This is a genomic window from Variovorax sp. 38R, assembly GCF_014843395.1.
GTDB classification, from domain to species: Bacteria; Pseudomonadota; Gammaproteobacteria; order Burkholderiales; family Burkholderiaceae_C; genus Variovorax; species Variovorax paradoxus_H.
The window spans coordinates 942,657-954,560 of sequence record NZ_CP062121.1 but is presented as its reverse complement, the minus strand read 5'-3'; the positions used below and the strand labels follow the sequence as shown (position 1 = coordinate 954,560).

Here is an 11,904-nt window from a genome sequence, read left to right as displayed (position 1 = left end):
CCCAACCTTGCACCGCATCTTCCGGCTCCACCCAACTGCCGGCCCGCGATGCACTCATTGCGCGCGCCAAGTGCCTGGAGCTGGACACGCCCTACGTCCCGCCACCCGGTGATGTGCTGGAGCACAACACGTCCGGGTATGCCAAGGCCATGTGCTCGGCGGTATTCATCACCGGACTCGATCCTGCAGTCGCCGCCGAAACCACCGGGTACTTCACAGGGCCGTACGAGCAGCGCAAGAAGGTGGGCGCGCCGGTGGTCGACCGCGCCAAGAAGGAGGTCCGCATCACGATGCCCAACGGCGGACCGACGCTGGTGGCCCGCCATTTCGGCTCCCAGGGTTGCATCACGCTGCCGCCCGGCAAGGACGACGTTTTCTTCACGCCCGTCAATGTCAAGAGCGCGCTGGCCGACCCTGCGACCGTGCCCTGGCCCATGGGGGATGTGCTGCCGAACGACCCGCCGCCCGCCGACGTCGACATGGCCAAGGTGACCCAAGCCATCAGCGCCGCCTTCGAAACCACGGAGGCCTACACCGCGGCCTTCGTGGTCACGCACAAGGGGCGGCTCATCGGCGAGCGCTACATGAGCGGCATCGGCACGACAACGCCGCTCGAATCATGGTCGATGGGCAAGAGCGTTGTGGCCACGATGATGGGCGTGCTGATCAAGCAGGGCGCGTACAAGCTCGACCAGCCCGCGCCGATTCCCGAGTGGCAAGGTGCCGGCGACGGCCGGCAGCAGATCCGAATTGCCGACATCCTGCGCATGTCCAGCGGGCTGCGCATCAAGGCCCCGGACGATCCGGACTTCGATCCCAACGGCACCTATCCCGATCACATCTACTACTACACGGGTCGGATCAACGCCTTCAACTACGCCGCGACCCGACCGCAGCAATGGCCGCCCAACACGGTGGGCCGCTACCGCAACACCGATCCGGTGCTTGCCAATTACCTGGTCCGCCTTGCGGTCGAGAAGCGCGGCGAAGAGTACCTCTCGTTCCCGCAGCGCGCCGTCTTTGACAAGATCGGCATCCGCTCCATGGTGATCGAGACGGATCCCTACGGCAACTTCCTCACGCAAGGCTACGACTTCATGTCGGCCCGCGATTGGGCCCGACTGGCCAATCTCTACCTGCAGGACGGCGTGTGGAACGGTGAGCGCATTCTTCCCGAGGGGTTCGTCAATTTCGTGAGCACGGCCGCACCTGCCTGGGCCGCGGACCAGCGCCCCATCTACGGGGGATTCTTCTGGATCAATGGAACAGGGGCGCTGGCGGTGCCGACGACGGCCTACTACATGCTCGGCGCAGGGGGCCAGTTCGTGCTCGTGATTCCGTCGCACGACCTAGTCGTCGTGCGCATCGGCCACTCCAAAGGGGAGCGATTCGCGACCTCGACCCTGAACAAGGCGCTCGCACTGCTGACCGCAGCAGTGCCACGCACGCGCTAGGGTGTCAGGGCGCAGCGGGCAAAAGGCCCGCAATGCCGTACAGGGCCGCCAGCTCGCGCAGGCGCGGAGAGAGGCCTTTGACGGAAAAGCTGCGGCCCAGCGCGCTCGACTCGCGTCGGCACTCGAGTAGCACCGCCAGCGCGGAGGAATCGAACTGGGCTAACGGCGTGGCATCGACCACGGTGGAGGTGGAGCCGGACTGGCCCTTGAGCCCCTGCTGCAGCATGCGCATGCAGGCAGGAGCCTCGTCGTGGGTGAGCCGAGAGGGAAGGACCAGCATGGCGTGCGCCCGTCAGCCCCTGCCGTTGCCCTTGTTGCGCGCGGCCAGCGCGGCAATCAGGCCATCGATGCCGTTCTTGTTGATTTCCTGCGCGAACTGGGTGCGGTAGGTGTCGACCAACCAGACGCCCAGCACATTCAGGTTGTAGACCTTCCAGCCGGCGCCCTGGCCTGGCGTCTTTTCGAGGCGGTAATCGAGCTGCACCGGATCGCCGCGGCCCTTGACCTCGGTACGGACCAGCACTTCCTTGTCGTCCGGCGAACCACGGAACGGACGGACCGTGACGGTCTGGTCGCTCACCTGGTCCAGCGCGCCAGCGTAGGTGCGCACCAGGAGCGTCTTGAACTCGTCCTGCAGCTTTTTCTGCTGCTCGGGCGTGGCCTGGCGCCATGCCGGGCCGACGGCCGAGGCGGTCATGCGCTGGAAATTGACGTTGGGCATGATCTTGCTGTCGACCAGCAACATGATCTTGTTGACGTCACCCGACTTGATGGACGAATCGGCCTTGATGGTGTCCAGCACATCGGTCGACAGGCGCTTGACGAGCGCATCGGGCGCCTCGTCGGCGGCCCGCGCGGGCTGGATGAAAGCGACGGTGGCGCCAATCAACAAGGCACCGGCCAGCACGAGGCGGCCTACGTCACGTCGTTGCAAGGTCTTGATGTTCATGTGAGTCCCTCAATCAAGTTTGAAATCTACGAAGCACGGATGCAGGCACCGCCGCAAAGGCTGGCCTTCTGCATGAACGGGTTCGAGCGGTCGTTCGCCGACAGGGTTCCTGTCTCGCAGGTGAAGCCTGCAACCGGATGCAAGCGGGCGAAAGCATCGCCGCCGGTTCCGGTTCCTGTCACTTGCCGCTGTCGTCGTCCTGATCCGGCGGATTGCCGTCGTAAACGGCATTGCGACGGTGCTGCAGGAAAGCGTCGCGCGCAAAGGTGTACTTGTCGAGCGCGGCGTCGTCGAGCAGGCGGCCCGCACGCAGGTAGCGCGACCGGGTGTCGACTGCATCCAGCACCGACAGCGAATTGCGCCAGGCCACGTCATTCATGCTGCCCACTACGCTACCGGCACGGTCCACGGGCAGCGCCGCGGTGTCACGCAGCGTCGAGGGGCCCAACAACGGCAGCACGACATACGGGCCGGGGCCGACGCCCCAGCGCCCGAGCGTCTGGCCGAAGTCTTCCTCATGGCGATCGATGCCCACCTCGGTGGCGACGTCGAGCAAGCCGCCGAGCCCGAAGAAGGTGTTGACGTTGAGCCGCATGAAGGTTTCCGCACTGTTCTGCAACTTCAACTGGGCCACACTGTTGGCAAAGCTCCACACATCGCCGAGGTTGCTGAAAAAGTTGGTCACGCCGGTTCGCACCATCGACGGCAAAACGCGCTGATAGGCCGTCGCCGCGGGCACGAGCACCGCCTCGTCGACGGTTTCATTGAAGCGCGTCACGCCGCGGTTGAACGGCTCGAACGGGTCAGCCGGGTTGGCCTGCGGCCCGGAGGCACAACCTGCAGCCACAGACAGAATGGCAAGGGCTCCCACCCAACGGCTCTTTTTTGCTACATTTTTTGTAGCAAGCCACAAATTCACTCGTGTTTTCATTTCTTATTGGCTGTTCCGGACGGCGTGTCAGCCGCCTTGCTGTACAGGAACTGGCTGATCAGGTTCTCCAGCACCACGGCCGATTGGGTCGCGGTGATGGTGTCGCCGGCTTGCAGGTTCTTTTCCTCGGCGCCCGCCTCGATGCCGATGTACTGCTCGCCGAGCAGGCCACTGGTCAGAATCTTGAGCGAGCTGTCCTTGGGAAAACTGTAACGGTTTTGAAGCGCCAGTGTCACGTCGGCCTGAAAGGCCTTGTCGTTGAATGCGATGGATTCCACACGACCGACCACGACGCCAGCGCTCTTGACCGCGGTCTGGGGCTTGAGTCCGCCGATATTGTCGAAACGCGCGGTGACCGTGTAGGTCTTCTGGAAGTTCAGGCTCAGCAGGTTGGCCGACTGCAGCGCCAGGAACAGCAATGCGGCGCCGCCGATCAGCACGAACAGGCCGACCCAGATGTCGTTGGTGGAACGTTGCATGGTTTGCACTCTCTGTCTAGAACGATGGGGCCGGGGCCCCTTTAGATACTGAACATCATGGCGGTGAGCAAGAAATCGAGCCCCAAGACCGCCAGCGACGCCATGACCACAGTGCGCGTGGTCGCGCGCGACACGCCCTCGGGCGTCGGCTGGGCCTCGAAGCCCTGCAGCAGCGCCACGAAGGTCACGGTGAAACCGAACACGATGCTCTTGATGACGCCGTTGCCGACGTCGCGCCAGACATCGACGCCGCCCTGCATCTGACCCCAGAAGGCGCCCGGGTCGACACCCAGCATCAGGACGCCCACTACATAGCCGCCCATGATGCCGACCGCGCTGAACACGGCCGCCAGCAGCGGCATGGTGATGACGCCGGCCCAGAAGCGCGGCGCAAGAATGCGTTGCACCGGATCGACCGCCATCATTTCCATGGCGCTCAACTGCTCGTTGGCTTTCATGAGGCCGATCTCGGCCGTCAATGAAGTTCCGGCCCGCCCGGTGAACAACAGAGCTGCCACCACGGGACCGAGTTCGCGCACGAGGCTCAGCGCAACCAGCAGGCCGAGCGCTTCGGACGAGCCGTAGCGCTGCAGCGCGTAATACATCTGCAACCCGAGCACGAAGCCCACGAACAGGCCCGACACGCCAATGATTGCAAGCGAGTAGTTGCCGAGAAAATGGATCTGGTCGCGCACCAGCCCGAAGCGGCGCATGATCTGCGCGCCCGGACCGAGCAGGCGCAGGAAAAGCTTGGCCGCATGGCCCATATCGGCCAATTGGCTGCGCAAGGCAAAGCCGACATCGGCGGGCTTCCACCAGCTCATGACCGCCCTCCTTCGCCATTGCCAAAGTCGTCCTCGATGCTGACACTGGGGTAGTGGAACCGCACCGGACCATCAGGCAACGCATTGACGAACTGGTGTACCAGCGGATCGGCGCTTTCACGCACCTCGTCGGGCCGCCCCTGCGCGGCGACGCCGCCGTTGGCCAGGACGATCACGTGATCGGCGATACGGAAGGTTTCTTCGAGGTCGTGCGACACGATGATGCTGGTGAGGCCGAGCGTATCGTTGAGCTGGCGGATCAACCGCGCAGCCGTGCCCAGCGAGATCGGATCAAGGCCCGCAAAGGGTTCGTCGTACATCACCAGATCGGGGTCGAGCGCAATCGCACGGGCCAACGCCACGCGTCGCGCCATGCCGCCCGACACCTCGCTGGGCATCAGGTCGCGCGCGCCGCGCAGCCCGACGGCATCGAGCTTCATGAGCACGATGTCGCGCACCAGCGCTTCTGACAACTGCGTGTGCTCGCGCAGCGGAAAGGCCACGTTGTCGAACACGCTGATGTCCGTGAACAGCGCGCCAAACTGGAACAGCATGCCCATGCGACGCCGCGCCGCATACAGCGTGGCGACATCGAAGCGGCCGACGTCTTTGCCATCGAACAGCACTTCGCCGCGCTGTGCGCGTTGCTGGCCGCCGATCAGGCGCAGCACGGTGGTCTTGCCGCCACCCGATGCCCCCATCAACGCCGTCACCTTGCCTCGCGGCACGGAGAACGACACGCCATCGAGGATCGCGCGCGCGCCGTAGCCGAACGAGACATCGCGGAATTCGACGAAGGAGGAAGACGGTGGTGTGGCTGGGTCCATCACAATAAAAAAGCCGGGCGCCTTGAGAGGCATCCCGGCATGCGGTTTCCGCGGATGATAACGGGGCCGCGAACGGCGCCGCTTCACTGAAACAAAAATCAGCGCGGTAAGTCGCTGAATCCCATCAAAAATTCGTCGACCGAGCGCGCCGCTTGACGCCCCTCGCGAATCGCCCACACCACCAGCGACTGGCCGCGACGAATGTCACCGGCTGCAAACACTTTGGGCACATTCGTTGCGTAGCCGCCGATGAAGTCCACGCTCGCACGCGCGTTGCCGCGGGTGTCCTTCTCGACACCGAAGGCGTCGAGCACAGTAGCCACGGGGCTGATGAAGCCCATCGCCAGCAGCACGAGGTCGGCCTTGAGGATCTGCTCGCTGCCGGGCACTTCCTGCATCTTGCCGTCCTTCCATTCGACGCGAACGGTCTTCAGGCCGGTGACCTTGCCCTTCTCGCCGATGAACTCCTTGGTCGAGATAGCGAACTCGCGTTCGCAACCTTCTTCGTGGCTGGAGCTGGTACGCAGCTTGATCGGCCAGTAGGGCCAGGTCAGCGGACGGTTCTCTTCTTCTGGCGGCTGCGGCATCAGTTCGAACTGCGTGACGCTCACGGCGCCGTGGCGGTTGCTGGTGCCCACGCAGTCGGAGCCGGTGTCGCCGCCACCGATGACGATCACGTGCTTGCCGTCGGCGCGCAGCTGGCCCTTGACCTTGTCGCCCGCGTTGACGCGGTTCTGCTGCGGCAGGAACTCCATTGCGAAGTGGATGCCGTCGAGGTCGCGACCGGGCACGGGCAGGTCGCGCGACTGCTCGGCGCCACCAGTGAGCACCACGGCGTCGAAGTCCTTCTGCAGCTGCTCGGGCGTGATGGTTTCCTTGGCCAGGTTGGTGACCTTGGAGCCCTTGCCCAGCGGATCTTTCGCAGCACCGACCATCACGCCGGTGCGGAAGGTCACGCCTTCGGCCTTCATCTGTTCGACGCGGCGATCGATGTGCGTCTTCTCCATCTTGAAGTCGGGAATGCCGTAGCGCAGCAGGCCGCCGATGCGGTCGTTCTTTTCGAACAGCGTCACGTCGTGGCCGACGCGCGCCAGTTGTTGAGCCGCCGCCATGCCGGCAGGGCCGGCCCCGACCACGGCGACCTTCTTGCCAGTCTTGTGCTTGGCAACGCGCGGCGCCACCCAGCCTTCGTCCCAGGCGCGGTCGATGATCGCGTGCTCCAGCGACTTGATGCCGACCGCGTCGTCGTTCACGTTGAGCACGCAGGCAGCCTCGCAGGGCGCGGGGCAGATGCGGCCGGTGAACTCGGGGAAGTTGTTGGTCGAGTCGAGCACCGCGAAGGCGTTCTGCCAATCGTCGCGGTACACGAGGTCGTTGAAGTCCGGAATGATGTTGTTGACCGGGCAGCCGCTGTTGCAGAACGGCGTGCCGCAGTCCATGCAGCGTGCGCCCTGCACCTTGGCCTGGTCGGTGTTCAGGCCGACCACGAATTCCTTGTAGTGCTTGACGCGCTCTTCGACGGGCTTGTAGCCCTCTTCGACACGCTCATGCTCCATGAAGCCGGTGATTTTTCCCATCGTGCTGTCCTCTGTTCTTCGTATCTATGGCGCGCTCAGACGGCGGCCGTGGCGGGCGCGGCCAGTGCGTGCGGCTCGAGCCCCACGTGGGCGTTGTTGCCGCTGCTGGCCAGCTCGACCTGGCGGTCGTGCAGTTCGGCCAGGGCGCGCTTGTACTCGTTCGGGAACACCTTGACGAACTTGGTGCGCGACTCGGCCCAGTTGTCGAGCAGCTCGCGCGCGCGCTTGCTGCCGGTCCAGCGGTGGTGCTCTTCGAGCAGCTTCTTGAGCTGTGCTTCGTCGGTTTCGCCGCCGTGCCAGATCTTGCGATGCACGCTGGCCGTTTGCTCAGCCGAGGTCAGCACCTTGTCGAGCGACACCATCGAGAGGTTGCAGCGCGTGGCGAACTGGCCGTCTTCGTCGTAGACGAAGGCGACACCGCCGCTCATGCCGGCCGCGAAGTTGCGGCCCGTCTTGCCGAGCACCGCGACCGTGCCGCCGGTCATGTACTCGCAGCCGTGGTCGCCGGTGCCTTCGATGACCGCCGTGGCGCCCGACAGGCGCACCGCGAAACGCTCGCCGGCCACGCCGCACAGGTAGGCCTCGCCGGTGGTCGCGCCGTACAGCGCGGTGTTGCCGACGATGGTGTTGCGCACCGCTTCGCCGCGGAAGTCGAGGCTGGGTCGCACGACCACGCGGCCGCCCGAGAGGCCCTTGCCGGTGTAGTCGTTGGCGTCGCCGATCAGGTACAGCGTGATGCCGCGTGCCAGGAAGGCGCCGAACGACTGGCCGCCCGTGCCTTCGAGCTGGATGCGGATCGAGTCGTCGGGCAGGCCTTGCGGATGCACCTTGGTCAGCGCGCCGGAGAGCATGGCGCCCACCGAGCGGTTGACGTTGCGCGCCACCTCGATGAACTGCACCTTCTCGCCCTTGTCGATGGCGGGACGCGACTTCTCGATGAGCTTCACGTCGAGCGCGCGCTCGAGGCCGTGGTCCTGGTTCTCGACATGGAAGCGCGGCACGTCGGCCGGCACGATCGGCAGCGCGAACAGGCGGCTGAAATCGAGGCCCGAGGCCTTCCAGTGTTCGATGCCCTTGCGCATGTCGAGCAGGTCGGCGCGACCGATCAGGTCGTCGAACTTGCGGATGCCCAGCTGGGCCATGATCTGGCGCACTTCTTCGGCAACAAAGAAGAAGTAGTTGACGACGTGCTCGGGCTTGCCCGAGAACTTCTTGCGCAGCAGTGGGTCTTGCGTGGCCACGCCCACCGGGCAGGTGTTCAGGTGGCACTTGCGCATCATGATGCAGCCCTCGACCACCAGCGGCGCGGTGGCGAAGCCGAACTCGTCCGCGCCCAGCAGCGCGCCGATGGCGACGTCGCGGCCGGTCTTCATCTGGCCGTCGGCCTGCACGCGGATGCGGCTGCGCAGGCGGTTGAGCACCAGCGTCTGCTGCGTTTCGGCCAGGCCGATTTCCCACGGGCTGCCCGCGTGCTTGATCGACGACCAAGGCGAAGCGCCCGTGCCGCCGTCATGGCCGGCGATCACGACGTGGTCGCTCTTGCACTTGGCCACGCCCGCAGCGATGGTGCCGACGCCGATCTCACTCACCAGCTTCACGCTGATGCTGGCGTGCGGCGCGGTGTTCTTCAGGTCGTGGATCAGCTGTGCGAGATCTTCGATCGAGTAGATGTCGTGGTGCGGCGGGGGCGAGATGAGGCCCACGCCCGGCACGGCATAACGCTGCTTGCCGATGTACTCGGTGACCTTGCCGCCGGGCAGTTGACCGCCCTCGCCCGGCTTGGCACCTTGCGCCATCTTGATCTGGATCTGGTCGGCCGAGTGCAGGTACTCGGCGGTGACGCCGAAGCGGCCCGACGCCACCTGCTTGATGCGCGAACGCAGCGAGTCGCCGTCCTTCAGCGGCAGGTCGACTTCGACGTTGGCCGCACCGATCACGCTCTTGAGCGTGTCGCCCTGCTTGATCGGGATGCCCTTCAGTTCGTTGCGGTAGCGCGCGGGGTCTTCACCGCCTTCGCCCGTGTTGCTCTTGCCGCCGATGCGGTTCATGGCAATGGCGAGCGTGGCGTGCGCCTCGGTGCTGATCGAGCCCAGCGACATCGCGCCGGTGGCGAAACGCTTGACGATCTCGGCAGCGGCTTCGACTTCGTCGACCGGGATGGCCTTGGCCGGATCGATCTTGAACTCGAACAGGCCGCGCAGCGTGAGATGACGGCGGTTCTGGTCGTTGATGAGCTGCGCGTATTCCTTGTATGTGTTCCAGTTGTTGGAGCGCGTGCTGTGCTGCAGCTTGGCGATGGCGTCGGGCGTCCACATGTGCTCTTCGCCGCGCGTGCGCCAGGCGTATTCGCCGCCGGCGTCGAGCATGTTGGCGAGCACCGGGTCGTCACCGAAGGCGGCCTTGTGCATGCGGATGGCTTCTTCGGCGATCTCGAAGACGCCGATGCCTTCCACGCGGCTGGCGGTGCCGGTGAAGTACTTGTTCACCGTTTCGGTGTTCAGGCCGATGGCTTCGAACAGCTGGGCGCCGCAGTAGCTCATGTAGGTGCTGACACCCATCTTCGACATGATCTTCGACAGGCCCTTGCCGATGGCCTTGACGTAGTTGTAGACCGCCTTCTCGGCGCTCAGGTCGCCCGGCAGGTCGGCGTGCATGGCCGCCAGCGTTTCCATCGCGAGGTACGGGTGCACGGCTTCGGCGCCGTAGCCGGCGAGCACGCCGAAGTGATGCACTTCGCGCGCCGAACCGGTCTCGACCACGAGGCCGGCCGTGGTGCGCAGGCCTTCACGCACGAGGTACTGGTGCACAGCCGAGAGGGCCAGCACGGCGGGGATCGCGACTTGCGTCGGGCCCACGCCGCGGTCGCTCACGATCAGGATGTTGTGGCCGCCCTTGATGGCGTCGACCGCTTCGGCGCAGAGCGAGGCCAGCTTGGCTTCGACGCCTTCATCGCCCCAGCCCAGCGGGTAGGTGATGTCGAGCACGTAGCTCTTGAACTTGCCCTGCGTGTAGGTGCCGATGTCGCGCAGCTTCGCCATGTCGGCGAAGTCGAGAATCGGCTGGCTCACTTCGAGCCGCATCGGCGGGTTGACCTGGTTGATGTCCAGCAGGTTCGGCTTGGGGCCGATGAAGGACACGAGCGACATCACGATCGCTTCGCGGATCGGGTCGATCGGCGGGTTCGTGACCTGCGCGAACAGCTGCTTGAAGTAGTTGTACAGCGGCTTGTTCTTGCTGGAGAGCACGGCCAGCGGGCTGTCGTTGCCCATGGAGCCAATGCCTTCTTCGCCGGCTTGCGCCATCGGGCTCATCAGGAACTTGATGTCTTCCTGGGTGTAGCCGAAGGCCTGCTGGCGGTCGAGCAGCGCGACCTGGCTCACGGGAATCGCGGCCGGCTCGGCCTTGACGCTGTCGAGCTTGATGCGCAGGTTCTCGATCCACTGCTTGTAGGGCTTGCTGTTGGCGAGGGTCGACTTGACCTCCTCGTCGTCGATCATGCGGCCCTGTTCCAGGTCGATCAGGAACATCTTGCCGGGCTGCAGGCGCCACTTGCGCACGATCTTCTGCTCGGGCACGGGCAGCACGCCCGATTCGGAGGCCATGATGACCAGGTCGTCGTCGGTCACGCAGTAGCGCGAGGGGCGCAGGCCGTTGCGGTCGAGCGTGGCGCCGATCTGGCGGCCGTCGGTGAACACGATGGAGGCCGGGCCGTCCCACGGCTCGAGCATGGCGGCGTGGTACTCATAGAACGCGCGGCGGCGCGTGTCCATGGTGGCGTGCTGTTCCCAGGGCTCGGGAATCATCATCATCACGGCCTGGCTGATGGGGTAGCCGGCCATCGTCAGCAGCTCGAGGCAGTTGTCGAAGGTGGCGGTGTCGGACTGGCCGGCGAAGCTGATCGGGTAGAGCTTCTGCAGGTCGGCGCCGAGCACGGGCGACGACATCACGCCTTCGCGTGCCTTCATCCAGTTGTAGTTGCCCTTGACCGTGTTGATTTCGCCGTTGTGGGCGACATAGCGGTACGGGTGGGCCAGCGGCCACTCGGGGAAGGTGTTGGTCGAGAAGCGCTGGTGCACCAGGCCCAGGGCCGAGACGCAACGCTTGTCTTGCAAATCAAGAAAGTAGGTGCCGACCTGGTCAGCCAGCAGCAGGCCCTTGTAGACCACGGTGCGGCTGGACATGCTCGGAACGTAGTATTCCTTGCTGTGCTTGAGCTTCAGGCGCTGGATGTTGGCGCTGGCGGTCTTGCGGATCACGTACAGCTTGCGCTCCAGCGCGTCCTGCACGATCACGTCGTTGCCGCGGCCGATGAAGATCTGGCGCAGCAGCGGTTCTTTTTCGCGCACGGTGGGCGACATCGGCATGTCGCGGTTGACCGGCACGTCGCGCCAGCCCAGCATCACCTGGCCTTCGGCCTTGATGGCGCGTTCCATCTCTTGTTCGCAGGCTTCGCGCGAGGCGTGTTCCTTCGGCAGGAAGATCATGCCGACGCCGTATTCGCCGGGCGGGGGCAGCGTGACGCCCTGCTTGGCCATTTCTTCGCGGTACAGCAGGTCGGGCAGCTGGATCAGGATGCCGGCGCCGTCGCCCATCAGCTTGTCGGCGCCCACGGCGCCGCGGTGGTCGAGGTTCTCGAGGATCTTCAGACCCTGCAACACGATGGCGTGGCTTTTCTCGCCCTTGATATGGGCGACGAAGCCGACGCCGCAGGCGTCGTGCTCATCGGCACCGGAATACAGACCGTGTTCTTGGAGGTGTTGAATCTCGGCAGCCGTCGTCATGGCGCGCTCCTTCAGTTTTCGCAGGGAAAGGGAGCATATTGCGATGCACAAAGAATGCCAAACACTTTAATGAGGGTCAGAT

At 64.9% G+C, this 11,904-nt stretch carries 9 protein-coding genes; 1 reads left to right on the top strand and 8 read right to left on the bottom strand.

Annotated features, from left to right (window positions below):
* Positions 1-113: 113 nt before the first annotated feature.
* The gene (locus tag IG196_RS04220) at positions 114-1,454 is read left to right on the top strand and encodes a serine hydrolase domain-containing protein (protein WP_225616921.1); all 1,341 of its coding nucleotides are present in this window, start codon (positions 114-116) and stop codon (positions 1,452-1,454) included.
* Positions 1,455-1,458: 4 nt separating this feature from the next.
* Here the strand turns inward: IG196_RS04220 and IG196_RS04215 are convergent, their stop codons facing one another.
* From IG196_RS04215 to IG196_RS04180, 8 genes are all read right to left on the bottom strand, one after another.
* Complete coding sequence (locus IG196_RS04215; RefSeq protein WP_056572763.1) at positions 1,459-1,734, bottom strand: lipid asymmetry maintenance protein MlaB; 276 nt, start codon at positions 1,732-1,734, stop codon at positions 1,459-1,461.
* A 12-nt stretch (positions 1,735-1,746) separates the two neighbouring features.
* Entirely contained in the window at positions 1,747-2,403 is a 657-nt protein-coding gene (locus IG196_RS04210) for a phospholipid-binding protein MlaC (protein ID WP_192195149.1), read from the bottom strand.
* Between the two features lie 178 nt (positions 2,404-2,581).
* A complete protein-coding gene (locus IG196_RS04205; RefSeq protein WP_192195148.1) occupies positions 2,582-3,334 on the bottom strand; it encodes a VacJ family lipoprotein in 753 nt (250 codons plus the stop codon).
* A complete protein-coding gene (gene mlaD / locus IG196_RS04200) occupies positions 3,331-3,813 on the bottom strand; it encodes an outer membrane lipid asymmetry maintenance protein MlaD (protein WP_192195147.1) in 483 nt (160 codons plus the stop codon). The genes IG196_RS04205 and mlaD overlap by 4 nt, the downstream gene beginning before the upstream one ends.
* 41 nt (positions 3,814-3,854) lie before the next feature.
* Positions 3,855-4,637, bottom strand: coding sequence for a lipid asymmetry maintenance ABC transporter permease subunit MlaE (gene mlaE, locus IG196_RS04195; RefSeq protein WP_192195146.1), 783 nt, complete (start codon positions 4,635-4,637; stop codon positions 3,855-3,857).
* Positions 4,634-5,497 carry an ABC transporter ATP-binding protein gene (locus tag IG196_RS04190; RefSeq protein ID WP_192196915.1) on the bottom strand — a complete coding sequence of 288 codons (864 nt, stop codon included), beginning with the start codon at positions 5,495-5,497 and terminating at the stop codon, positions 4,634-4,636. The genes mlaE and IG196_RS04190 overlap by 4 nt, the downstream gene beginning before the upstream one ends.
* A 65-nt stretch (positions 5,498-5,562) precedes the next feature.
* Entirely contained in the window at positions 5,563-7,041 is a 1,479-nt protein-coding gene (locus IG196_RS04185) for a glutamate synthase subunit beta (RefSeq protein WP_192195145.1), read from the bottom strand.
* Between the two features lie 35 nt (positions 7,042-7,076).
* Positions 7,077-11,822: a glutamate synthase-related protein gene (locus tag IG196_RS04180; protein WP_192195144.1), complete on the bottom strand. Its 4,746-nt coding sequence runs from the start codon at positions 11,820-11,822 to the stop codon at positions 7,077-7,079.
* Between the last annotated feature and the right edge of the window lie 82 nt (positions 11,823-11,904).

What these genes read in the sequence shown, in the direction of transcription:
- IG196_RS04215 (WP_056572763.1), bottom strand. Translation starts at nt 1,734, where the DNA reads ATGCTGGTCCTTCCCTCTCGGCTCACCCACGACGAGGCTCCTGCCTGC.
- IG196_RS04210 (WP_192195149.1), bottom strand. Translation starts at nt 2,403, where the DNA reads ATGAACATCAAGACCTTGCAACGACGTGACGTAGGCCGCCTCGTGCTG.
- IG196_RS04205 (WP_192195148.1), bottom strand. Translation starts at nt 3,334, where the DNA reads ATGAAAACACGAGTGAATTTGTGGCTTGCTACAAAAAATGTAGCAAAA.
- mlaD (WP_192195147.1), bottom strand. Translation starts at nt 3,813, where the DNA reads ATGCAACGTTCCACCAACGACATCTGGGTCGGCCTGTTCGTGCTGATC.
- mlaE (WP_192195146.1), bottom strand. Translation starts at nt 4,637, where the DNA reads ATGAGCTGGTGGAAGCCCGCCGATGTCGGCTTTGCCTTGCGCAGCCAA.
- IG196_RS04190 (WP_192196915.1), bottom strand. Translation starts at nt 5,497, where the DNA reads ATGCCTCTCAAGGCGCCCGGCTTTTTTATTGTGATGGACCCAGCCACA.
- IG196_RS04185 (WP_192195145.1), bottom strand. Translation starts at nt 7,041, where the DNA reads ATGGGAAAAATCACCGGCTTCATGGAGCATGAGCGTGTCGAAGAGGGC.
- IG196_RS04180 (WP_192195144.1), bottom strand. Translation starts at nt 11,822, where the DNA reads ATGACGACGGCTGCCGAGATTCAACACCTCCAAGAACACGGTCTGTAT.